The 22,612-nt window shown below is 70.2% G+C and carries 24 protein-coding genes and 1 tRNA gene; 21 read left to right on the forward strand and 4 right to left on the reverse strand.

Annotated elements, in window-relative coordinates:
• Positions 1 to 49: 49 nt before the first annotated feature.
• From ACYVKA_RS14910 to ACYVKA_RS14925, 4 genes are read left to right on the forward strand one after another with little or no spacing between them, the layout of a single operon-like run.
• Positions 50 to 460 carry a YraN family protein gene (locus tag ACYVKA_RS14910; RefSeq protein WP_460706609.1) on the forward strand — a complete coding sequence of 137 codons (411 nt, stop codon included), beginning with the start codon at positions 50 to 52 and terminating at the stop codon, positions 458 to 460.
• Complete coding sequence (locus ACYVKA_RS14915; protein ID WP_460706611.1) at positions 457 to 1,989, forward strand: YifB family Mg chelatase-like AAA ATPase; 1,533 nt, start codon at positions 457 to 459, stop codon at positions 1,987 to 1,989. Before ACYVKA_RS14910 ends, ACYVKA_RS14915 begins: the two co-directional genes overlap by 4 nt.
• Complete coding sequence (locus tag ACYVKA_RS14920; protein ID WP_394277765.1) at positions 1,986 to 3,152, forward strand: DNA-processing protein DprA; 1,167 nt, start codon at positions 1,986 to 1,988, stop codon at positions 3,150 to 3,152. The genes ACYVKA_RS14915 and ACYVKA_RS14920 overlap by 4 nt, the downstream gene beginning before the upstream one ends.
• Before the next feature lie 35 nt (positions 3,153 to 3,187).
• The gene (locus ACYVKA_RS14925) at positions 3,188 to 3,829 is read left to right on the forward strand and encodes a hypothetical protein (protein ID WP_394277766.1); all 642 of its coding nucleotides are present in this window, start codon (positions 3,188 to 3,190) and stop codon (positions 3,827 to 3,829) included.
• Positions 3,830 to 3,852: 23 nt separating this feature from the next.
• On the opposite strand, the gene ACYVKA_RS14930 is transcribed toward ACYVKA_RS14925, so the two are convergent.
• Positions 3,853 to 5,952: an N-acetylmuramoyl-L-alanine amidase gene (locus ACYVKA_RS14930; RefSeq protein ID WP_460706613.1), complete on the reverse strand. Its 2,100-nt coding sequence runs from the start codon at positions 5,950 to 5,952 to the stop codon at positions 3,853 to 3,855.
• Between the two features lie 424 nt (positions 5,953 to 6,376).
• Between ACYVKA_RS14930 and ACYVKA_RS14935 the strand changes: the two genes are divergently transcribed.
• Positions 6,377 to 7,162: a hypothetical protein gene (locus ACYVKA_RS14935; protein WP_460706615.1), complete on the forward strand. Its 786-nt coding sequence runs from the start codon at positions 6,377 to 6,379 to the stop codon at positions 7,160 to 7,162.
• Positions 7,163 to 7,186: 24 nt separating this feature from the next.
• On the opposite strand, the gene ACYVKA_RS14940 is transcribed toward ACYVKA_RS14935, so the two are convergent.
• A complete protein-coding gene (locus ACYVKA_RS14940) occupies positions 7,187 to 8,152 on the reverse strand; it encodes an ADP-ribosylglycohydrolase family protein (protein WP_394277769.1) in 966 nt (321 codons plus the stop codon).
• A 125-nt stretch (positions 8,153 to 8,277) separates the two neighbouring features.
• A tRNA-Leu gene (locus tag ACYVKA_RS14945) sits at positions 8,278 to 8,362 on the reverse strand.
• 176 nt (positions 8,363 to 8,538) lie between these two features.
• Here ACYVKA_RS14945 and ACYVKA_RS14950 point away from each other — a divergent pair.
• On the forward strand, positions 8,539 to 8,793 hold the full coding sequence (locus tag ACYVKA_RS14950; RefSeq protein ID WP_460706617.1) for a DUF5703 family protein: 255 nt from the start codon (positions 8,539 to 8,541) through the stop codon (positions 8,791 to 8,793).
• 33 nt (positions 8,794 to 8,826) lie between these two features.
• Here ACYVKA_RS14950 and ACYVKA_RS14955 read toward each other — a convergent pair whose 3' ends face one another.
• Positions 8,827 to 9,801 carry an aldo/keto reductase gene (locus ACYVKA_RS14955; protein ID WP_460706619.1) on the reverse strand — a complete coding sequence of 325 codons (975 nt, stop codon included), beginning with the start codon at positions 9,799 to 9,801 and terminating at the stop codon, positions 8,827 to 8,829.
• Between the two features lie 61 nt (positions 9,802 to 9,862).
• Between ACYVKA_RS14955 and ACYVKA_RS14960 the strand changes: the two genes are divergently transcribed.
• From ACYVKA_RS14960 to pheT, 15 genes are all read left to right on the forward strand, one after another.
• A complete protein-coding gene (locus ACYVKA_RS14960; RefSeq protein WP_460706621.1) occupies positions 9,863 to 10,576 on the forward strand; it encodes an MSMEG_4193 family putative phosphomutase in 714 nt (237 codons plus the stop codon).
• 52 nt (positions 10,577 to 10,628) lie between these two features.
• The gene (locus ACYVKA_RS14965) at positions 10,629 to 11,237 is read left to right on the forward strand and encodes a DUF3090 domain-containing protein (RefSeq protein WP_460706623.1); all 609 of its coding nucleotides are present in this window, start codon (positions 10,629 to 10,631) and stop codon (positions 11,235 to 11,237) included.
• Positions 11,237 to 11,965 carry an SCO1664 family protein gene (locus ACYVKA_RS14970; RefSeq protein ID WP_460706625.1) on the forward strand — a complete coding sequence of 243 codons (729 nt, stop codon included), beginning with the start codon at positions 11,237 to 11,239 and terminating at the stop codon, positions 11,963 to 11,965. Before ACYVKA_RS14965 ends, ACYVKA_RS14970 begins: the two co-directional genes overlap by 1 nt.
• An 87-nt stretch (positions 11,966 to 12,052) precedes the next feature.
• Positions 12,053 to 13,300: a cysteine--1-D-myo-inosityl 2-amino-2-deoxy-alpha-D-glucopyranoside ligase gene (mshC, locus tag ACYVKA_RS14975; RefSeq protein WP_460706627.1), complete on the forward strand. Its 1,248-nt coding sequence runs from the start codon at positions 12,053 to 12,055 to the stop codon at positions 13,298 to 13,300.
• A gap of 61 nt (positions 13,301 to 13,361) precedes the next feature.
• The gene (locus tag ACYVKA_RS14980; protein WP_460706629.1) at positions 13,362 to 13,628 is read left to right on the forward strand and encodes a phosphoribosyl-ATP diphosphatase; all 267 of its coding nucleotides are present in this window, start codon (positions 13,362 to 13,364) and stop codon (positions 13,626 to 13,628) included.
• A gap of 46 nt (positions 13,629 to 13,674) precedes the next feature.
• Complete coding sequence (hisG, locus tag ACYVKA_RS14985) at positions 13,675 to 14,535, forward strand: ATP phosphoribosyltransferase (protein ID WP_460706631.1); 861 nt, start codon at positions 13,675 to 13,677, stop codon at positions 14,533 to 14,535.
• Positions 14,532 to 15,017, forward strand: a complete 486-nt coding sequence (locus ACYVKA_RS14990; protein WP_394277778.1) for a PH domain-containing protein — start codon at positions 14,532 to 14,534, stop codon at positions 15,015 to 15,017. The genes hisG and ACYVKA_RS14990 overlap by 4 nt, the downstream gene beginning before the upstream one ends.
• Positions 15,018 to 15,022: 5 nt before the next feature.
• Positions 15,023 to 15,535, forward strand: a complete 513-nt coding sequence (locus tag ACYVKA_RS14995) for a hypothetical protein (RefSeq protein WP_460706633.1) — start codon at positions 15,023 to 15,025, stop codon at positions 15,533 to 15,535.
• Complete coding sequence (locus ACYVKA_RS15000; RefSeq protein WP_460706635.1) at positions 15,532 to 16,062, forward strand: SseB family protein; 531 nt, start codon at positions 15,532 to 15,534, stop codon at positions 16,060 to 16,062. Before ACYVKA_RS14995 ends, ACYVKA_RS15000 begins: the two co-directional genes overlap by 4 nt.
• A gap of 261 nt (positions 16,063 to 16,323) precedes the next feature.
• Entirely contained in the window at positions 16,324 to 17,076 is a 753-nt protein-coding gene (gene infC, locus ACYVKA_RS15005; protein WP_460706661.1) for a translation initiation factor IF-3, read from the forward strand.
• 112 nt (positions 17,077 to 17,188) lie between these two features.
• Positions 17,189 to 17,395: a 50S ribosomal protein L35 gene (gene rpmI, locus ACYVKA_RS15010; RefSeq protein ID WP_394277782.1), complete on the forward strand. Its 207-nt coding sequence runs from the start codon at positions 17,189 to 17,191 to the stop codon at positions 17,393 to 17,395.
• A gap of 127 nt (positions 17,396 to 17,522) precedes the next feature.
• A complete protein-coding gene (gene rplT / locus ACYVKA_RS15015) occupies positions 17,523 to 17,894 on the forward strand; it encodes a 50S ribosomal protein L20 (protein ID WP_460706637.1) in 372 nt (123 codons plus the stop codon).
• Between the two features lie 53 nt (positions 17,895 to 17,947).
• Positions 17,948 to 18,751, forward strand: a complete 804-nt coding sequence (locus ACYVKA_RS15020) for a TrmH family RNA methyltransferase (protein WP_460706639.1) — start codon at positions 17,948 to 17,950, stop codon at positions 18,749 to 18,751.
• A gap of 211 nt (positions 18,752 to 18,962) precedes the next feature.
• Complete coding sequence (gene pheS / locus ACYVKA_RS15025) at positions 18,963 to 20,075, forward strand: phenylalanine--tRNA ligase subunit alpha (RefSeq protein ID WP_460706641.1); 1,113 nt, start codon at positions 18,963 to 18,965, stop codon at positions 20,073 to 20,075.
• Positions 20,072 to 22,600, forward strand: a complete 2,529-nt coding sequence (pheT, locus tag ACYVKA_RS15030) for a phenylalanine--tRNA ligase subunit beta (protein ID WP_460706643.1) — start codon at positions 20,072 to 20,074, stop codon at positions 22,598 to 22,600. The genes pheS and pheT overlap by 4 nt, the downstream gene beginning before the upstream one ends.
• Positions 22,601 to 22,612 lie beyond the last annotated feature (12 nt).

Consider the following 22,612-nt stretch of genomic DNA (forward strand, 5'->3'; position numbering starts at 1 on the left):
GACTTTTTGGTGAGGGCCACCTCCACACTCCTCTACGGAGGTGGTCCGCATGGATGGACGCAGACCCACGAGCAGTCCCGGCCAGCTGGCCGGACGCCTGGGTGAGGACCTGGCCGACGCACACCTGCGTCGGCTGGGTTGGCAGGTGGTGCAGCGCAACTGGCGCTGCCCCTCGGGTGAGATCGACATCATCGCCAGGGAGCCGCTGGGTGGCGGCAGGCAGGCGCTGGTCTTCGTCGAGGTCAAGTACCGCTCCGGGACCGGCTACGGCGACCCGCTGGAGGCCATCACCCGCGCCAAGGTGGCCAAGCTCGTCGACCTGGCACACCTGTGGATCCGGGAGAACCGTGCCGGCGGGGGCCTGCCCGGGATGCACGGCATCCGCATCGACGCCGTGGGGGTGCTGAGGCAGCCCGACGGGAGCCATCGCATCAGCCATGTGCGGGGGATCACCCGATGAGCGCCGCATCGGCCTGGTCGGTGGCCCTGGTGGGCATGGAAGGAACCATGGTGGAGGTGGAGGCCGCCATCGGCGGTGGTCTGCCACGAACGGTCCTGGTGGGGCTGCCAGACACGGCGCTCTACGAGGCCCGGGACCGCTGCCACGCGGCGGTGGGCAGCACGAAGCTGTCGTGGCCGTCGCAGCAGGTCACGATCAACCTCACACCTGCGAGCCTGCCCAAGGCCGGATCGCACTATGACCTCGCGATCGTCGCGGCGGTGCTGGCAGCGGCCGGAACTGCCCCGAGGGGCCTGGCAGCACACACGGTGATGATGGGCGAGCTGGGGCTCGACGCACGCGTGCGTCCGGTGCGCGGCATTCTGCCGGGGCTGCTCGCGGCACGTGCGGCTGGCTTCTCGCGGGCGATCGTCCCGGTCAGCCAGCTGGGGGAGGCGCGCCTGGTGGAGGGCATGACCATCTGGGGCGTGGAGAGCCTGCCCGAGCTGCTGGAGGTGCTCGACGGCCGTCCGGTGCTGCACCGTGCCTGCGAGGCGCCGGAGCCAGACTCCCAGGCCAACCCAGCGGGCGTACCGGACATGGTCGATGTGGTGGGCCAGGAGGAGGCGCGCCATGCCGTGGAGGTGGCGGCAGCCGGGCGGCACCACCTCCACCTCACCGGTCCGCCGGGGGTGGGCAAGACGATGCTGGCAGAGCGGCTGCCCGGGCTGCTGCCCCCTCTGAGCGATGAGGAGTCGCTGGAGGTCTCGGCGATCCATTCCCTTGCCGGTCGGCAGTTGAACTCTGGACTGGTGCGCATTCCGCCGCTCGCGGCACCGCACCGCACGTCAAGCCTCGCCTCGATGATCGGCTCCGGTACCCGGGTGCCTCGGCCGGGGTCGATCTCGCTGGCCCATCGCGGCGTGCTCTTCCTCGACGAGGCCCCCGAGTTCGGGGCCAACATCCTCGATGCCTTGCGCACACCCCTGGAATCGGGGCGCGTGACGATCGGGCGGGCACAGGTCCAGGCGCGTTTCCCGGCCCGCTTCCAGCTGGTACTGGCCTCCAATCCGTGCCCCTGCGGAAACCATGGCCTGGCGGGAGCCATCTGTCGGTGCGCACCGATGGCCGTGCGCCGCTATGCCGATCGCCTGAGCGGACCGGTGCTCGACCGCATCGACGTCCAACAGACCCTGGTCCCGGTCCGCAAGGCCTACCTGCGCAGTGCCGAGGCGCGCGGGGAGACGACGGCCGTGATCGCCGAACGGGTCGCCGAGGCACGGGAGCGCCAGGCCCGCAGGCTCAAGGGAACCCCGTGGCGCACCAATGGCGAGGTGCCCGGTGCCTGGTTGCGCACCCACCTGGCGCCGCGGCATGGGCTCGACCTGGTGGACAGGGCACTGGTGAGTGGACAGCTCAGCGCCCGGGGAGCAGACAAGGTGGTCCGTGTCGCCTGGACACTTGCAGACCTGGAAGGGCATGACGCGGTCGGGACCGACGACATCGCAGTGGCACTGGCCCTGCGTGGGGGAAGGACACAGGCAGCATGAGCACGACGAATCCCGAGACCGCAGCAGCACCGCGATGGGACGCCGAACGGATCGCCCGTGCCTGCCTCACGGCTGTCTGTGAGGCAGGCAGCCCAGGCCTGGCCCCCCGGGTGGCCGAGGTGGGGGCCGAGGAGGTCTGGAGGACCCTGCTCCACTCGACCAGCGACGGGCGCTGGCCGCGTCGCGCGCGCGAACTGGATGTCCAGGCGCTGTTGGACACGGCCGAGCGGCACGGGGTCAGCTTCCTGACCCCCGGAGATGACGAGTGGCCCGGGCAGGTGGGCGTGCTCGACCAGGTGCAGGTGGCGGGACTCGGTGGTTCCCCCGTGGGCCTGTGGGTCCGGGGCCCGGGCCGGCTGGGGTCCTGTTGCCAACGGTCGGTGGCCGTCGTGGGTTCGCGCGCCAGCACCGCCTACGGTGAGCAGGTCGCCGCCGAGCTCTCGGCAGACCTTGCCAGTGGCCCGCAGCCGTGGACGGTCATCTCCGGAGGGGCCTATGGGATCGACCGTGCCGCGCACCGCGGCGCGGCGGGGGCGGGTGGCCCCACCGTCGCGGTGCTGGCCAGTGGGCTCGACCTGCCCTATCCGCGGGGGAACCATGCCCTGTTCGAGATGCTCGCCAGGGACCACCTCCTGGTCAGCGAGGTGCCGTGTGGAATGCACCCGACCAGGGTGGGCTTCCTCAGCCGCAACCGGCTGGTCGCCGCCCTGTCGACGGGGACAGTCGTCGTGGAGGGAGCAGCCCGCTCGGGGGCGAACAACACCGCCACCTGGGCCAGCGAGTGCTCCCGGGTCCTGATGGCCGTGCCGGGGCCCGTGCATTCCTCGATGAGCACCACCCCACACCGGCTGATCCGTGACCATCGCGCGGCACTGGTCTGCACATCGCAGGAGGTCCGGGCCCTGGTGGAGCCACTGTCGACGGCACCGGTGCTGCCGATCGGTGGGGGGCCGCGGCTGCTCGACCAGGTGGATCCCGACCTGGTGGCACTGCGAGAGGCACTGCCCGGCAGGGGAGGGATCGGTGCGGCGGTGGTGGCCCGCGAGGCGGGGGTCTCCCTGCGGCGGGCTCTGGCAGGCTTGGCTCGACTGGAACAGATGGGTCTCGTGGCCTGCGATGCGGCGGGGGAGTGGAGCATCAGTGCCCCCCGGCCACTGCGTTGAGGCAGCCGCGCCCCGCCCCGACCGCAGGAGGTCCCGTGCAGCTCTACTCCCGACCTGGCTGGCGCATGATGCGCCAAGTCACCTCCGACCTGTTCGTCCTGGCCTGGGCGGTGGGGTGGTGGCAGGTCTCGCACTGGCTCGGAGCCCTGGTGGACCGTCTTGCGGTGCCGGCCCAGCGGACCGGGGACGCTGCCCGGCAGATGTCCGACGAGATGGGTGTGGCACGAGACCGGTTGGACGGGATGGCCGTGGTGGGGGACCAGCTCGCCGAACCCTTCGGTCGCCTCGCCGACGGGCTCGGCCAGATCACTGCCCAGTCACAGCAGCAGGTGGAACTGGTGCACCAGCTGGCCACGGGCACCACGGTGGTCACCTTCCTGGTGCCGGTGCTGACCTTGGTGGCCTGGTGGCTGCCGCGACGGTTGCGCTTCATCCGCCAGGCCACCGCAGCCCGCCGCTTCGTTGACGCGGACGCCGACCTGGAGCTCTTCGCCCTGCGGGCCATGGCCAACCTGCCCATGCACGAACTGGCGCGCATCACCGACGACCCGGTGGGGGCTTGGCGCGCTGGCGACCGTGAGGTCGTGCACCGGCTTGCGGCCCTGGAACTGCGACGCACCGGGCTGGACATGCCAGTCCCGGTGCGTCGGCAGGGGGCCGTCAGGGCCGGATCCTGAGGATCCTGCTGGGTGGATCAGCCTCAGGCAAGCTGGCCCAGACCGGAGACCTCGTCGAGCATGGGGACGTCTCGTGCCCACGAGCCCGTCTGGTTTCGGTAGGCGCGCAGGGGGCCGGTGGCACGGGAGCCGGTCAGGTCCCAGCGGCCATCGCCGTCGAGGTCGCCGATCGAGCGCACCCGGGTGTAGCCCGACCAGGCGCGGCCCACCTGACGGTAGCCGTGGACACCGCCGGAGGTGGTGCCGAAATAGTTGAGCAGGGCCCCGTCCTTGGTGACGGCGAGCAGGTCAACAACTCCCTTGTTGCGGAAGTCACCGACGCTGGCCAGCCGGATCACCCCTCCCCAGTTCCTCCCGATCTGCTCGGTGGACACGAGGCTCAGGTCGCGGCCCAGGCTATAGCGGTGCAGACCTTGTTGGCCCGAGATGCCGACGATTTCGGGAAGACCGTCGCCGGTCATGTCCGGCACGACGTTGATCGCCCTCATCGCCGACCAACCGCGACCGATCCGGCGGGGCAAGTCGAACTGGCCGGCGCCACGCCCGTTCCAGGCCCACAAGGTCCCGTCACCACGGCGGGCCACGAGCTCGGTGTGACCGTCTCCGTCAACATCGGGCATCTGCGAGACCCAGGTGAAGGGACCGCCGGTCAGGCGCGAACCCTTCACGGCCGCACCCGAACGCATCCCCGCCCCGGTCGGCCACCAGGTGATGGTTCCGTCGGCGGCCACCGACAGCAGGTCGGCGCGGCCGTCGCCGTCCAGGTCACCCTGCCGGCCGGAGCCCTTGACCGGGGTGCCCATCTGGGCACCAGCGGTCTGGACGACGATCCGGCCGCCCACCAGCGAGATGGTGCCGCGCTCGAAGCGCACCAAGCGGTCACCTGCCGCAGCACCGGCCGTCTCGTCGGCCACCGGCCAGCCGAGCTGGGTGAAGGCGTTGTTGCTGCGGTAGTACCAGTCGATGTCCTTGCCCATCCAGAAGGTGCGTCCAGCACTGGTCTGGTAGATGCCGCCCTCGGCGAAGGAGGTGGTCCGCCCGCCATTGAAGTCCCGCTCGAGCACGCGGGGAGAACCCAGCATGCCCGAGTCGCCGCCCAGGGCGGTCCAGCGCCGCTGGATCGGGGTCTGCCAGTTGCCCATCCTGGTGGCCACCTGCTGGCGCAGCGTCGGCATGTAGGCGGTGATGTTGGTGCCGGGGCAGGAGGTGGCCATCACGTCGCCATGGCGGGTGATCCGGTCGATGTACTTGCCGGCCAAGGTGAGCTTGGACAACGGGTCGCGGTAGTTGCCGGCGAGCTTCCAGGCGATCACGTCGGCCATCGAGGCCATGGCCGCGTCGGACTGGCGGGCCGTCGAGGAATTCATCATCACGCTCACGCCGACGGTGTCGGTGTTCCAATAGGTCGCGTGTGCCCCGTGCACGGGATTCTCGATCCCGCCGTGACGCCCCTCGTAGATGGTGCCGAAGCGGTCCACGAGGAAGTTGTAGCCGACATCGCACCAGCCCAGTGACTTCACGTGGTAGGCGTAGATGCCACGCACCACCGAGGCGGCCTCGGCCTGGCTGTAGTAGTTGGTGCCCGCGGTGTGGTGCACGACCGCGGCCTTGATGGTCGTGTCGAGGTTGGCGGGCACGCAGCTGGAGCCGTTGATCTTCAGCCAGGACTCGTCGGCGCCCCATGCGGCGCGGCTGACGATGGCCGGCTGGGCGGCCGAGCTGGTGCTGGCCTGCGCCCTGACGCGCTGCTGGGCGGCGGAGCTGACGATCTCGGCATCGCCCTGGGCCGTGCCGGAGTCGATCACCGAGACCTTGGGGTCCTTCACGGTGGCAGTGGACGAGGAGCTGGCCAGCAGCCTGGCTTCCACGGCCGTGCCCTCGCCGAGGAAGATCGGATCGCTTCCCTTGATTGCCCCCGCCTCCTGTGCGCCGGGCTCGACCTCGGTCGACTGCCATGGCTGCCAGCCCTCCGCGGTGCGTACACGCACCTGGAAGAGTGATTCTCCGGTGGCGGAGCTCCAGGTCAGGGCGGCCATTGACAGGGGACGCTCGGTGACGGGAAGGGTGGCGAGCACCTTCATCGGGGTGCCGTCGACCTCGACCGTTGTGGATGCGGGGCGCATGGCCACTAGGTCAGCGGTGGGCTCCTCGGGGTCGACAGGGGCTTGCGGGGCGACAGGGGCTTGCGGGGCGACAGGGGCTTGCGGGGCGACAGGGGCCTGCGGGGCGGCGGGTGCGCCTTGGGCCGTGGGGGCGCCAAGGAAGCTGCCGACCAGGGCCGCTGTGGCCAGGCCGACGGCCAGGGACCGACGGTGGTGCGGCTTGCTGGGGTGTGGGGACCTGTTGGGATGCACGGGGGACCTCCGGCTAGGGGAATCGATCGGTGCGCCAGGATCCCCCCGACGGCCCCCGGCCCGGTTCCTTGCACGATCAGACAGTCAACCCTGCGGGCGTCAAGACGCAAAATTCGGCACCGTGGACCGGTCAAGTGCAGGATGAGGCTTGGCTGGGGTTCCACCGCGCCCCATGACGGAAGCAGGAGGTCTCGTGTCAATCATCGAGGACGTGGTCTGGGCCGATGTACGGCGAGAGGGCGACGGCCTGCTGGTCGTCGCCGGCGAGCTCGAGGGTGACGACGTGGTCGTCTGGCGCTGGCAGGGCGACCTGCTCGACTCCGAGGTGGCGGCCCGCCGGCTGCTCGCGACTGCCGGCATCTCCCAACAGGAGATGCTGGGCCATGGCCCGGGATGGATGGTGCTCGAAGCGCTGGGGGAGGGGCTGTGGCGAACGGTCCACTCCAGCGACCTGGACCATCCCGAGCTGTGGCGCAGACTGGGGCGGTGGATCGCGGCCGCCCACCGGGTGCCGGCCGAAGGTCTGGGCCCCGACCCGCTGTGGTCCCTGCTCGACGCGCCCCTGCTGGGGCTGGTGGCCCAGGCCATCGGCTCGCTCGGGGGCCTGACGGCGAGGGTCACCGCCTGGCAGGACGAGCTGGCGCGCCTTCCCCAGGTGGTCTGCCTGGGGGGCCTCGACGAAGAGCGAATCGAAGTGGTGGGGCAAGTGGTCGACGCCCGCCCCGGTGACCTCTCGCGCTGCCATCGCGGGGCCGCGGTGCAGGACCTGGTGGTGCTGGAGCGCCAGCTCAGCCCAGGGCAGTGGCAGCTGTTGGCCGCCGGCCACGGGTTGGATGGCTTCGACGATCCACAGGAACAGCCAGGCTGGCGGGCGGCGGCCGGGCTGGTGTGCGTGCTCGACCTTGCCGCGGCCGTGCTGTCCGGCAAGGACCCGGCCCCCGCGCTGAACCGCCTGGACGGGCTGGTTCACGGCAGCTGAGACCGTCCCACCCCGGACCGGATCTCAGCCCAGCAGGCTGTCCAGGTGTTCGTGCAGCAGCCATTCGCGCTCCCAGCCCGGCCAGCTGGCTCCCAGCCGCACTCGCTGCGCCAGCGACTCGGGGGGCCTCAGTCCCTTGGCCCCCAGCAAGGCCGCGGTGACGGCGGCGGTGGTGTCGGAGTCGTCGCCGGCCATCACGACGGGGACGATGCCCTCCTGCCAGGACTCGGCGGCACCGAATCGCAGGGCCTGTTGCAGGGTGTGCACCACATAGCCGCTCTGCGGTCCGGGTGCACCGGCCATCCCGGCCATCGTGGCCTGGCCGATGGCGGCGAAGGCCGGGCCCGGGGTGCGGTAGCCGTCAACCAGCGGCGCGGGGACCGTGCCGGTCGCCTCGACCAGGGCTGCGACGTCGGCCCGACGGACCGCCTCGAGTGCGGCGGTCACGGCCACCGGGTAGTCCTCACCCTCGGCGAGCCGGTCCATCGTGGACACCAGCACCAGGCTCGCCAGGACGCAGCGCGGGTCCACGTGGGTGGTCGTGGTGTCGGCCACCGCCCGGGCCAGCAGGTCCTCGCCCCGCGCCCCGGTGAGGAAGCAGGCCGCCACGCGCATCAGGCCGCCATTGCCGGCCGAGTCACGTCCGGAGGCCTCCCACGCCTCGAAGGCCGAGGAGTCCAGCGCCTGGCGGGTCAGGTTCCCGACATCGGCGGGGCCAGTGGCCAGCCACTGCCGGTAGCCGGCGCCGGGATCGTCGGGCCGCAACAGGTGGGCCACCACCATCTGGCTGTCGTCGGTGGCCTCGCCGGGCGCGAAGCCGAAGGGGCTGCCGGGCTGGAAGTCATCGAAGTCGGCGGGTGTCCACTGCTGGGCGACCTCCGCGGCCGACCTGAACTCGGTGGCGGCGCCCAGTGCGTCGGCGCAAGCGATACCAAGCAGTGTCTGGCGGTGCAGCTCCCGTGGTTCGCTGGGCGGGGTGGGGGTGTCCATGGCGGATCCTTCCGGCGGCGGGCCACCAGTCTTGCAGCCACGCGAGGACCACGGCGGGAAGGGCTGTTGCGTGGACGACAGATGGCCCCGATCGAAGCGATCTCGATCAGGGCCATCTGCGACTGTGTCCGGAAGAGGACTTGAACCTCCACGCCCTATAACGGGCACTAGCACCTCAAGCTAGCGCGTCTACCATTCCGCCACCCGGACAGGTGTCGTCACCGTCACCGGCAACGCGAAGGAACACTAGCAGGCATTTCGTCACCGCGCACTTCGGACGCCGCGACGCCGCCCCCGCCGAGCGCCGCAGGCGCCTTGCGCGCCGGTGGCAGGATGGTGTGGAAGAGCCCGGCAGACGGCCGGGTGCAGCCAGGAGGGGAGTCAGGATGGCCAGCACACCGATCGGCTACGTGCCTGCCCGCAGCGTGGCCATCGAGACCATCGACGGCCGAGACTTCGAGGTGCAGCAGGTGAGCCTGCCGCACACCGTCAATCGCCACCAGGTCCGCAAGCTGCTCACCGAGGAGGCGGAGTACGGCCACTGGGAGCTGCACCGGCTGCGTCGCTACCGGGACGGCTCGACGCGTGCCTGGCTGCGACGCAAGGTGATCAAGGTGCGCTCCACCCTCGGGGCTGCCTGAGCAGGCGACGCAACCTGCGCCACGGGGTAGCCGTCAGTCGGCCACCGCCTCGCGCAGCTGGTTCGTGCCGCCGGTCACGTCGTCCAGGGCCTTGACGATCGGGGCCGGCAGGCTCGCCTGGTCCAGGCCGAGCAGCTCGGAGAGCTGTTCCGGGGTCCGGGCGCCGAGCAGGGGAGCGGTGACCACGGGCGCATCGCGGACCCACAGCAGCGCCACCTGCGCGGGGGTCATGTCGAGTCCATCGGCGGCTCGGCAGACCGCGTCGGTGATGGCGCGCGACTTGCTCTCCAGGTAGGGCTCCACGAACCAGCCGAAGTGCTCGCTGGCGCCGCGCGATCCCTGCGGGGTGCTGGTGCGGTACTTGCCGCTCAGGACGCCCCGGCCCAGCGGCGACCAGGGAAAGAGCCCCATGCCGTGGGCGCGCAGCGCAGGCAACACCTCCAGCTCGGCGCGGCGTGCCAGCAGCGAGTACTCCACCTGCCCGCTGACCAGCGGGGTTCGGGTGGGCACGGCCTGCTGCCAGGTGGCGGCACGGGCGGTCTGCCAGCCGATGTAGTTGCTGATCCCCGCATAGCGGGCCATGCCTTGGCTCACCGCATGGTCGAGCGCCGCAAGCGTCTCCTCCAGCGGCGCATCACCCCAGGCGTGCACCTGCCACAGGTCGACGTGGTCGGTGTGCAGCCGGCGCAGCGAGGCTGCCAGGTCGTCCAGCAGGGCTCCCCGGGAGGTGTCGATCAGCCGGCGGCCGTTGCGGATCCCGAAGCCGCCCTTGGTGGCGATCACCAGGTCCTCGCGGCGCAGGTCGGTGTGGGTGAGCTTGCCCAGGATCTTCTCCGCCACGCCGTGGCCGTAGGCCGGCGCGGTGTCCACCAGGGTGCCCCCGGCATCGACGAAGGTGCGCAGCATCGCCCGGGCATCCGCGGCGGAGGTGTCGCCACCCCAGGTCATGGTCCCCAGCCCCAGACGGGAGACGACCAGTCCACTGTGGCCCACGCGACGTGTCTGCATGGCCCCGACCCTAGCGAAAGCAGACCCATGGGTGTCTGGTGCGCCCCGTATCCTCAGTGTCATGCCCATCGTCCTGCTCCTTCGCCACGGCCGCAGCACCTCCAACGCCGCCGGCACGCTGGCCGGACGCACCCTCGGCATCCACCTCGACGAGACCGGGCGCTCCCAGGCGATGGCTGCGGGGGAGCGGCTGCGTGGCTGCCGTCTGGACCTTGCCGTCTGCTCGCCGATGGAGCGCTGCCGCGAGACCCTCGATCTGGTGCTGGACAGCGCGGCGCTGGAGGTCCCGCGCGAGGTCGACGAGCAGGTCACCGAGTGCGACTACGGGCAGTGGAGCGGCCGCACCCTGTCGGAGCTGGCCAAGGAGCCGCTGTGGCAGCAGGTGCAGCAGACGCCCTCGAGGGTCACCTTCCCCGATGGCGAGTCGATGCAGCAGATGGCGCGGCGCATGGTCGATGCGGTCACCCGCACCAATGCCCGCGTCGCCGAAGAGGTCACCGCCAAGGCTTCTTCCGAGGCGGGCGAGGGGGTGTGGATGCTGGTCAGCCACGGCGACCCGATCAAGGCAGTCCTCTCCCATGCCCTGGGACAGTCGCTGGACGACTTCCAGCGGATCGTCGTGGACCCGGCCTCGGTGAGCATCGTGCGCTGGCCCGCCCGCGGGGACCAGGTCCCGCCGATGGTGCTGGCGATGAACACCACCGCCGGTGCGCTGACCTCCCGCCTGGGTGGGCAGGATCCACAGCTGGGCGGAGGCCTGGGCAGCCAAGGCTGAGCCCCGGACGCAGCGGCCCCGGCGCCATCGGGGGAACACATAGGCTGGAGGCATGTCGCGAATCCAGCATCGTTTCGAGTTCCCCGATCGTTTCGTGGCGGGAACCGTGGGCGAACCCGGCCAGCGCACCTTCTTCGTCCAGGCCCGAAAGGACGCCCAGCTGGTGGCGGTGGTCTGCGAGAAGCAGCAGGTGGAGGTGCTCGCCGACCACCTGGAGCGGATCCTCGACGAACTCACCTCCCTCGTGGAGGGCTCCCTGGTGGTGCCTCCCTCCCGACGCGTCGCCCTCGACCTGGAGCCGCTGGACGCGCCGCTGAGCGAGGACTTCCGGGTGGGCACCATGACCCTGGCCTGGGACGAGCGCCTGCAGGCGATCCAGGTGGAGCTGTTCAGCGTCGAGCAGGACGAGTCTGGCCTGGACCTGCCCGCCGACGACCTCCCGGGCGGCATGGAGTCCTTCGACGGCCTCGACGAGGTGCTGGCCGCCGCGGAGAGCCTGTCGGTGGCGATCACCCTGGACCAGGCGCGCGACTTCACCGCGCGGGCCCGCGGCCTCGTGCACGCCGGACGCCCCGCCTGCCCGCTGTGCGGACAGCCGGTCGACGCCAGCGGCCACATCTGCCCGCGCGCCAACGGCTACCGGCGCCCCCTGTTCGCCTGATGGAGCTCGTCGGCCGCCTGGTCCAGGCCTCCAATGCCACCTTCCTGGCCGAGCTCGACGGTCAGCGCGTGGTCTACAAGCCCACTGCTGGGGAGGCGCCGCTGCGCGACTTCCCCGACCACACGCTGGGCCGTCGCGAGGTGGCCGCGCACGAGTTGAGCAGTGCGCTGGGCCTCAACGTGGTGCCGCGCACCTGGTGGGTCGAGGACGCGCCCCTGGGGCCGGGCTCGGTGCAGGAATGGGTCGAGGCGCCCGAGCAGGGGCTGGTGGAGCTGTGCCTGCTCGAAGAGGTGGAGGAGGACTGGTTCGCCCTCGTGGTGGGCCTGGACGACCAGGACCGTGAGATCGCGCTGGCCCACGCCGACCACCCTGGGCTTCGTCGACTGGCCTTGTTCGACCTGGTTGCCAACAATGCCGACCGCAAGATCGGCCACCTCCTGGTGCCCGGGGGCGCCGATGGGCGTGTCCTGGGCGTGGACCATGGCCTCACCTTCCACCCTCTCGACAAGCTGCGCACCGTGCTGTGGGGCTGGTCCGGCGACGGCTTCACCGCCGAGGAGTTTGCCGTGCTGTCGGACGTGGCGGTCGCCGCCGAGCAGGCGCTGGCCGACTGGCTGCGCCCCGTCGAGGTGGAGGCCGTGGTGCAGCGCAGCGAGGCACTGCTGGAGCGGGGCAGCTGGCCCGAACTGCCGAATGACCGCTACCCGATCCCGTGGCCGGTCCACTGAGCACCCGTGCTGCCACAGGGGTGCGGACGTGTCCGTGCCGGGCTCGTCGGCGGGCGCGGCTTGGACGCAGCCGATAGCGTGGTGTCCATGAAGGCATGGCAGGCACCCAGGATTCCGCAGTCCGTCGTCGAGACGCCCCAGGCGCCCGCCCGGGTCAGGGTGCACGACACATCACGCTCACAGCTGGTCGAGGTCGGGCCCGAGCAGGGCACCGCGCGCTTCTACGTGTGCGGCATCACGCCCTATGACGCCACCCACCTGGGACATGCCAACACCTACGTGGCCTTCGACCTGCTCAACCGCACCTGGCGCGACCTGGGGCTGGAGGTCGTCTACGCCCAGAACGTGACCGATGTCGACGACCCCCTCCTGGAGCGGGCCGCCCAGACCGGCCAGGACTGGACCGAGCTCGCGCTGGACCAGACGCAGCTCTTCCGCACCGACATGGAGGCCCTGCGCGTCCTGCCGCCCGACCACTATGTCGGCGCCGTGGAGTCCATCCCCGAGGTCGTGGCGCTGCTCGAGCGGCTGAGTCCGACCGGTCTGGTCTACCAGGTGCATGATCCCGAGCACCCGGACTGGTACTTCGCCTGCTCCGAGGGTGAGGCCTTCGGGACGGTCGCGGGCCTGCCAGAGGACCAGATGGTGAGCCGCTTCTCCCAGATGGGTGGCGATCCCGAGCGTCCCGGCAAGCGACACCCGCTGGATTGCCTGGTCTGGCGCATGGCACGGGAGGGGGAGCCGTCCTGGGAGTCCTCGCTGGGCCGTGGCCGTCCCGGCTGGCACATCGAGTGCACGGCGATCGCGCTGGAGCACCTGGGGGCCCACTTCGACGTGCAGGGCGGCGGCTCAGACCTGGCCTTCCCGCACCACGAGATGTGTGCGGTGGAGGGGACCTCGGCGACCGGCGAGCCCTTCGCCAGTGCCTATGTCCACTCCGGCATGGTCGCCCTCGACGGCGAGAAGATGAGCAAGTCCAAGGGCAATCTCGAGCTGGTCAGCCGACTGCGCCAGCAGGGACGCGACCCGATGGCGATCCGCCTGGCCCTGCTGGACCACCACTACCGCAGCGACTGGGAGTGGACGGCCGGTGACATCGAGCGTGCCGAGCAGCGACTGGCGCGCTGGCGCGAGGCCGTCGAGGCGGGCGCCCTGGGTGATGTCGTCGAGCTGGCGACCCGGGTGCGCACCGCATTGCGCACCGACCTGGACGCCCCGGCCGCCGTCGCCGCCGTGGACGCCTGGCTCGGTGCAGCCGGCGCGACGAACGCCACCGACGACGACCGCGCGGCCGTGCGCGAGCTGCTCGACTGCACACTGGGCATCCTGCTCTGATCACTGTCCATGGCGGCCGCAGCGCCCTGCGCTCCGCCGGGTGCCCGTTAGGCTGGTGCGTGTGAGCAAGTCATTCGAGGACCTCTTCGCCCAGCTGACCGAGACCGCACGCACCCGCCCGGAGGGGTCGGGCACCGTCGAGCGGCTTGATGCCGGCGTCCACGAGATCGGCAAGAAGATCGTCGAGGAGGCGGCCGAGGTGTGGATGGCCTCCGAGTTCCAGTCCCGCGAGGAGGCGGCCGAGGAGATGAGCCAGCTCATATACCACGTGCAGGTCATGATGATCGCGCTCGGGCTGGAGCTCGAGGACGTCTACCGCCACCTGTGATCCGAGGTCGCACATCCCACGCACATCACACCCCAAGGAGAAGAGCATGAGCGAGGACCAGCTGCTGCGCATCGCGGTGCCCAACAAGGGCTCGCTGTCCGAGTCCGCGGCCCACATGCTGCGCGAGGCGGGTTATCGCCAGCGCATCGACTCGAAGGAACTGGTTCTCGTGGATGACGAGAACCACGTCGAGTTCTACTACCTGCGTCCGCGCGACATCGCCGTCTACGTGGGCGAGGGCACCCTCGACGTCGGGGTGACGGGCCGTGACATGCTGCTCGACTCGGGTGCCGATGCCGACGAGGTGATGGCGCTGGGATTCGGCCGTTCCCGTTTCCGTTTCGCCGCGCCGGGCGGTTCGGTGATGAAGCTGGAGGAGCTGGAGGGGCGGCGGATCGCGACCTCCTATCCAGGTCTGCTCGAGGCCTACCTGGGCCGGAAGGGCATCAGTGCCCGGATGATCAAGCTGGACGGGGCCGTCGAGTCCGCGATCCGTCTGGGGGTGGCTGATGCCATCGCCGATGTGGTGGAGACCGGAACCACGCTGCGCAAGGCGGGCCTGGAGCTCTTCGGTGACCCGATCTGCCACTCCGAGGCCATCCTGGTGCAGCGCCGGGGAGAGGTTCCCGAGGCGGCCCTGGACCTGCTCAAGCGTCGACTGTCCGGTGTGCTGGTGGCCCGCAACTACGTGATGCTTGACTACGACGTCTCCGCGGACAACCTCGACACGGCCACGGAGATCACCCCGGGCCTGGAGGGCCCGACGGTCTCGAGCCTCGCCAAGGAGAACTGGTTCGCCGTGCGGGCCATGGTTCCCCGCAAGGACGCCCAGCGGATGATGGATGACCTGTGGACGGCAGGGGCCCGGGCCATCCTGCTCACCGACATCGCGGCCTGTCGGCTGTGAGCGGCGACCAGACCCAGCGGGGCGGCGAGGTCGACAAGTTCCACTCCCGTCCGGCTTTGATGATGGGCGTGGCGATGTCCGCGATCCTGTGTGCCTTCGCCGCGGCGCTGTGGTTCGCGCTGGGAGACGAGCTGCGCGCCCTGTTCACCTGGCCCCAGACGGTCACGCTGCTGGTCTTCCTCGGTATCGGGGTCGCCATGATGACCGGGCTGGGACTGAGCAACCTGCAGGTCTCACGCGAGGGCATCCGGGTGCGCAATGTCTTCTTCACCCGCACCGTGGACTGGTCGCAGCTGCGGGGTATTCGCTTCGGCGAGCACGACCCGTGGGCCTACCTGGTGCTCAATCCGACCCCCGAGCACCCCGAGGGCCGCGAACTGATGGTGCTGGCCATCCAGCGCGCCGAGGGCCGTGGTGCCCAGGCCAGGCTGGAGGAGCTCGTCGCGTCGATCGGCCGGCACCGTCCGGCTGTGCAAGAGTGAGAACCATGCCTTCCATGCCTGTCCTGGTGCTCGTCGCCACCATCATCTGCTGCCTTCTCGTCCTGCTGTGGACCTTCCTACGGTGGTCCATGGGGCAGGGCGCGCGCGTGCTGCTGCGCGGGATCGGCGCGATCCTGGTCCTGGTCGGTCTCCACCTGGCCGGCATCATGCAGCTGGCCGGCCACGGGGTCCGTTCCCTGGTCGAGTGGTTCGAGCGCTCCACCCCGCTCGGCACCAGCTCCCTGGTCGGCCTGGGCATCGCTGGCACCGGCCTGCTCTTCTGGCTGGTCGGGACCCGGATGACGTTGCGAGACCGTGACCAGGCGCGCACGGCGCGCCAGGCCCGCAAGGGCGTCCAGCCGGCAGGCGTGGGGGCCAAGGGCGCAGGGGCAACGGCCGATCCCGTGGCGCAGCCCGCCGCGGTCCGTCCGGCTCCGCGCACGGGCCAGCCCGTGCAGCAGACCAGCGACGAGGACGCCGAGATCGAGGCGATCCTCAAGAGCAGGGGCATCGAGTGAGCCGGCCTGATGTGGCCCACGGCCAGCGGCTGGCCCAGCCCAGCGCGGCCTTCGCCGGCGACCACGGGGAGGCCGACCCCCAGGTCCGCGAGGCCATCGCCGCTGCCACGGACCAGACGGGTTACCTGCGGGCCATCGTCGCCCTGTGCACCTCACGGCTGCTGATGCCCATCGTCGCCAGTGGCGAGGACCACATGGACGGCCCTCGTCCTGGTCGCCACGCCGAGATGGCTGCCGTCACCGTGACCAGCGCCACGGGGGAGCGGGCACTGCTGGCCTTCACCGGCATCGACTCGCTCCAGTCCTGGAAGCCGCAGGCACGTCCAGTGCCGTGCACCCTGGACGACCTCGCCGCCACCGTCACCGAGGCCGGCGCCAGCCACCTGCTGGTGGACGCCACTGGTCCGGTGCCCTTCGAGATCACCCCGGAGCTGGTCGCGGAGCTCTCCCAGGGCCGACGCCTGGTGGAGGTGGAGCCCGGCCAGTTCGGCTGGATGTTCCTGCAGGAGGATGGCCGCCAGGCGTGATCCCCGTGCGGATGGCAACCTGAGCCCGTGGATTTCGTCTGAGCCCGTGGATTTCGTCTGGGCCCACAGGTTCGCTATCATGGTGGGGATTGATCGCGCCTTGCGCGCAGATCGTGCAAAGTGGGGGCCTGACCTCCCACCTGAACGGCTTCCGGTCGTCAGGTCGGTAGAAGTACCGGATGGTGCCAGCTCGACTGGTCTTCCTGTCTGGTCGTCAGGCTTTCGCGTGCGCGAAAGCCTTTTTCGCGTTCGCGGGTGCTCCTGCACGCTGCGCTCCGGGACGGTCACAGGAACTCACACCTTGGAGGACACATCAGCAACGAACCTCGCATTAATGAGCGGATCCGCGTCCCGGAGGTCCGCCTGGTCGGGCCTGCCGGCGAGCAGGTGGGCATCGTCAAGATCGACCAGGCACTGCAGCTTGCTCGTGAGGGTGACCTGGATCTGGTCGAGGTCGCTCCGATGGCGCGGCCGCCGGTCGCCAAGCTCATGGACTACGGCAAGTTCAAGTACGAGAACGCCCAGAAGGCTCGCGAGTCGCGTCGCAACCAGACGAACACCATCATCAAGGAGATGAAGCTTCGTCCCAAGATCGACGGCCACGACTACGAGACGAAGAAGGGCCATGTCGTGCGCTTCCTCAAGGGCGGCGACAAGGTCAAGATCACCATCATGTTCCGCGGACGCGAGCAGTCGCGTCCCGAGCTGGGCTTCAACCTGCTCAAGCGGCTTGCCGAGGACGTGCAGGAGTTCGGCTTCATCGAGTCGGCCCCCAAGCAGGACGGCCGCAACATGCTGATGGTGCTGGGCCCGACCAAGAAGAAGACCGAGGCGCGCGAGGAGAGCAAGGTCGACCGCGACAAGCGGATGGCCGATCGTGCCGCCGCGCAGGAGGCCGACCGCGCCGCCGAGGCCGAGCTGCGTGCTCGCCACCAGGCCGAGACTGCGGCCAAGCCGCCGAAGCAGAAGAAGCGCGGCCCCGCCGACAACATGGATCCCGACATCGATCTGTGACAGACCACTGGGTTCGTCCCCGCGAGGACGCGTCCGCGCGAACCGGGCAACCGGTTCCCCCGCCGCAGCAGCCTGCGACGGGCCACCTGAAGAAGATGAATGGAGCGGCAACATGCCGAAGATGAAGACGCACTCCGGTGCCAAGAAGCGCGTGAAGGTCACGGGCAGCGGTAAGCTTTCGCACCGCCAGGCCGGCAAGCGCCACCTGAACGAGCACAAGCCGACCAGCCGTACCCGTCGTCTGTCCACGGACAAGCTGCTCGAGGGTGCCGATGCCGCCAAGATGCGCAAGCTCCTCGGCAAGATGAAGGGCCGTTGATCCACTGCTGGTCCATCCAGCACCCCCGGATCACTCCGGACCCCTCGCCGCAGGACGCGGCAGTACACGCACTTCGGCCTCGCCAGACACCAGTCGGCCGGCCGGCACACACAGCAAGGAGTAAGACATGGCACGCGTCAAGCGTTCTGTGAATGCGCACAAGAAGCGTCGCGAGATCCTCGAGCAGGCCTCGGGCTACCGCGGCCAGCGTTCGCGCCTCTACCGCAAGGCCAAGGAGCAGGTCCTCCACTCGATGACCTACTCCTACAATGATCGTCGCAAGAAGAAGGGCGACTTCCGTCAGCTCTGGATCCAGCGCATCAACGCTGCGGCCCGCGCCAACGGCATGACCTACAACCGTTTCATCAACGGTCTGAAGGTTGCCGGCATCGAGGTCGACCGCAAGATCATGGCCGACCTGGCCGTGAGTGATCCGCAGGCCTTTGCCGCGCTGGTCGAGGTCGCCAAGGCCAACCAGCCGCAGCAGACCGCCGCCTGAGCACGGCTTCCTACCCGCAGCCGGTCGTCGTCACGAACCTGTAGGGTTCTGGCATGACTTTCGACGAGCCGAGCGCACTGCCCCTGATCTCCAGGGCGCAGCAGCGCTCGGCTCGTCGTCTGTTGTCGCGCCGTGAGCGCGACGACCAGGGACTCTTCCTGGCCGAGGGCGCCCAGGCGGTGCGCGAGGCGCTGCGGCGCCCTGAGCTGGTGGAGGCCGTCATCGTCGACGATGCCGAGGTGCACGCCGAGCTGCTCGCCATGACCGACGAGAAGATCTGCTGGCGGGCCCACCCCGACGACATGGTCCAGCTGTCCGACACCGTCACCCCACAGGGCGTGGTGGCCATCTGCCGCCAGGAGCTCGCCCATCTGGACGAGATCATCGCCCCGAAGCTGGTGGTGGTCTGCGCCCAGGTGCGCGATCCCGGCAATGCGGGCACCGTGATCCGTTGTGCCGACGCCTTCGGCGCGGATGCGGTGGTCTTCACCAAGGGATCGGTGGAGGTCTTCAACCCCAAGACGGTGCGCGCGACCGTCGGCAGCCTCTTCCACCTGCCGATCATCGTTGGCGTCGAGATCGCCGATGCGGTCGCCTACCTCCACCAGCAGGGAATGCAGGTGCTGGCCGCCGACGGTGGGGGAGCCCACCTGGACGAGCTGGCCGAGGAGCTCTCACGCCCCACCGCCTGGATCATGGGCAATGAGGCCTGGGGACTGCCCGAACGCGAGCGCAGCCTGGCGGACAAGGTGGTTGGGGTGCCCATGTGGGGACAGGCCGAGAGCCTCAACCTGTCGACGGCGGCCGCAGTCTGCCTGTACGCCACCGCCTCGGCCCAGCGCCGCGTCCAGGGCTGAGTACCGGCCACCGGTTCTCCGGGGGCCACGAGGCGCGTGACTGGTAGGCTGGCGCCATGTTGGCGCGCCGATTTCTGAGCCCCCGGCCGGGTCATGGTCGTGGGGATGCTCGTCGGCGCACGCTCGCCAGCTGATCCAGATCGACGGTCGGGGGCCACACCCCGTACTCAGCGCGCACGAGCGCGCCCACCAGCGACAGGAAGGCAGCCCGATGAGTGGGCCCAATGACAATTACGACCCGGTGCAGGTGACCCCCTTGGGCGCCGAGCAGGTCGACGAGATGGTGCGAGCCGCCCTGGAGGCCGTCGAGAAGGCCACCAGCACCACCGAGCTCAAGCAGGCACGTCTCGACCACAACGGCGACCGGTCCCCGATCGCCCTGGCCAACCGCGAGATCGGCGCCCTGCCGCCGCAGGCCCGCAAGGAGGCCGGTGCCCGTGTGGGCAAGGCGCGTGGCCGGATCAACCAGGCGATCAGTGCCCGCCAGGAGGTGCTCGAGGCCGCCGAGCTGGAACAGCAGCTGGCCGACGAGACCGTCGACGTGACCCTGCCGGTCGCCCTGCACCCGCGTGGTGCACTCCACCCGGTCACCGCCCTGATGGACACCATGGCCGACGTCTTCCTCGCCATGGGCTGGGAGGTCGTCGAAGGCCCCGAGGCCGAGGCCGAGTGGTACAACTTCGACGCCCTCAACCTGCATCCGGAGCACCCGGCCCGCGCCCTGCAGGACACGCTGTGGCTCGACCCGGTCGAGAACGGTGTGCTGCTGCGCACCGCCACCAGCCCGGTGCAGATCCGCACACTGATGGAGCGCGAGCTGCCGATCCACGTGGTCAGCCCCGGCAAGGTCTTCCGCGCCGACGAGTACGACGCCACCCACCTGCCGGTCTTCCACCAGATCGAGGGCCTGTGTGTCGACAAGGGCATCTCCATGGCCCACCTCAAGGGCACCCTGGACCACTTCGCCAAGGCGATGTTCGGCGACGACATCCGTACCCGGATGCGCCCGCACTACTTCCCCTTCACCGAGCCCAGCGCCGAGGTCGACGTGGAGTGCTTCGTCTGCCGCGGCGAGAGCGTCGGCGACCCGTCGCGTCCCTGCCGCACCTGCCGTAGTGAGGGATGGATCGAGTGGGGCGGCTGCGGCGTGGTCAATCCGCGCGTGCTGGCTGCCTGCGGCATCGACACCGAGGTCTATTCCGGCTTTGCCTTCGGCATGGGCGTCGACCGTTCGGTGATGACCCGTAACCAGGCCCCCGACCTGCGTGACTTCGTCGAGGGCGACATCCGTTTCAGCCGTTCGCTTCTGGGAGGAGCACGATGAGGGCCCCCATGTCCTGGCTGCGCGAGCTGGTCGCGCTGCCCGAAGAACTCACCGCGGCCGAGCTGGCCGAGAGCTTCACCCGTGCCGGCCTGACCGTCGAGCGTGTCGAGACCGTCGGTGGCGAGGTCAGCGGCCCCGTGGTCGTCGGACGGGTCCTGTCGGCCCATCCCGAGCCGCAGAAGAACGGCAAGACCATCAACTGGTGCCGGGTCGACGTCGGCGACGAGCACAATGACCCCGCCGAGACCCTGGAGGACGGCACCGAGCTGCCGGCTGGTCGGGGGATCGTGTGCGGGGCGCACAACTTCGTCGAGGGTGATCTCGTCGTGGTGGCCCTGCCCGGGTCGGTTCTGCCCGGCGACTTCGCCATCGCGGCCCGCAAGACCTATGGCCACGTCTCGGACGGCATGATGTGTGCCGCCGATGAGCTGGGCCTGGGTGGCAGCCACGAGGACGGCATCATCATCCTGCCCGACACCATCGACGACCAGCAGGTCACTCCCGGCCAGGACGCGATGGCCCTGATGGGTGCCGGCGACGCCGTGCTCGAGATCGACGTCACGCCCGACATCGGCTACGCGCTGAGCCTGCGCGGGCTCGCCCGCGAGGCCGCCCAGGCGCTCGACCTCGACTTCGACGATCCCTACGCCCAGGGTCTTCCCGCCCCCGTGTCCGAGGGCCTGCCGGTCGGCATCGAGAGCCCGAACTGCTCCAGCTTCGTCGCCCTGCGGGTCGACGGCATCGATCCGTCGGCACCCAGCCCCCAGTGGATGACCCAGCGTCTGGAGCGAGCCGGGATGCGCGCCATCTCGCTGCCGGTCGACGTCACAAACTACGTGATGCTCGAGTCCGGCCAGCCCCTGCACGCCTATGACGCCTCCCTGCTGCAGGGTGGCATCGTGGTCCGTCAGGCCCGCGACGGCGAGACGCTGGTCACCCTGGACGATGTGACCCGCACCCTGGTTGCCGACGACATGCTGATCACCGACGACTCGGGCCCGATCGGTCTGGCCGGCGTCATGGGCGGGCAGAGCACCGAGGTCTCCGAGAAGACGACCTCGATCGTGCTCGAGGCTGCCCACTTCGACGCGCTGGCGATCGGCCGCGCCCACCGTCGGCACAAGCTGCCCAGCGAGGCATCCCGCCGTTTCGAGCGGGGAGTGGACTCCAACCTCGGCCTGGCCGCGGCCGAGCGCGCCGCACAGCTTCTGGTCGAGCACGGCGGTGGGTCTGTGGTCGAGGGCCGCACCGTCGTGGGAGGTCCTGCCGAGATGCCGCAGCAGCAGATCGCCGAGGACCTGCCCGCACGCGTCCTGGGAGCCGAGGTCTCCGGTGACGAGGTCGTCGGGATCCTCGAGCGTTCCGGCGTGCAGGTTTCGCGCGCCGACGGCCGGCTCACGCTGGTACCGCCCACTTGGCGTCCCGACCTGGTCGACCCCTATGACTACGTGGAGGAGGTCGGCCGCAAGATCGGCTTCGACCGCATCGACTCGCTGCTGCCCTCGGCCCCGATGGGTCGTGGCCTGACGGCGGAGCAGCGTGGCCGTCGTGCCGTGCTGCGGGCAGTCGTCGACCTGGGCTTCGTCGAGCTGATCAGCCTGCCCTTCACCAGCGAGTCCGAGATGGCCAAGCTGGTGCCCGACGAGGCGGATCCGCGTCGCCAGCTGGTCAGGCTCGCCAATCCGCTGGACGACACCCACGCCCACCTGCGTTCGACGCTGCTGCCGGGGCTCTTCCAGGCCGTGGCCCGCAACACCTCGCGCAGCCAGGACGACATCGCGGTCTTCGAGTGCGGCCGGGTCTTCGGCCGGGGCAGCGGGGCCGTTGCGCCGCGCCCGAGCGTCGCGCACCGTCCCAGCGACGAGGAACTGGCCGGTCTGGAGGCGGCCCTGCCCGAGCAGGCCGTCGCCGTCGCAGGAGTGCTGGCCGGCAACTGGCTGCCCGCGGCCTGGAACCACCCGGCTGTTCCGGCGGGTTGGACCCAGGCCATCGCGCTGGCGGAGGCTGCGGCCGAGTCGGTCGGCATCACCCTGACCCGTCGTGCGGCCCAGGTGATGCCCTGGCATCCCGGCCGGTGTGCCGAACTGGTGGCCAATGGCACCTCGATCGGCTTTGCCGGTGAGCTCCACCCGAGCGTCGTCAAGGCCTTCGGCCTGCCGGCGCGCACCTGTGCGGTGGAGTTCGACCTGGGTTGCCTGCTGGCCCAGGCCCCCTCGGCGGGGTCGATCGCCTCGCTGTCCAGCTTCCCGCTGGCCAAGGAGGACGTGGCCCTGGTCGTCGAGGAGCAGACGCCTGCCGCCGAGGTGCGCCAGGCCCTGGTGGAAGGTGCCGGGGAGCTGCTGGAGAGCTGCGAGCTCTTCGACATCTACCGTGGCCCACAGGTCGGTGAGGGCAAGAAGTCGCTGGCCTTCTCGCTGCACTTCCGGGCTCCCGACCGCACCCTGAAGGACAAGGAGAGTGCCGCCGCCCGCGACGCGGCAGTGGCCGTGGCCGCCGAGCGTTTCGGGGCCGTCCAGCGCGCCTGACCGGTCCCGCGA

The sequence above is a fragment of the Luteococcus sediminum genome (genome assembly GCF_054783495.1).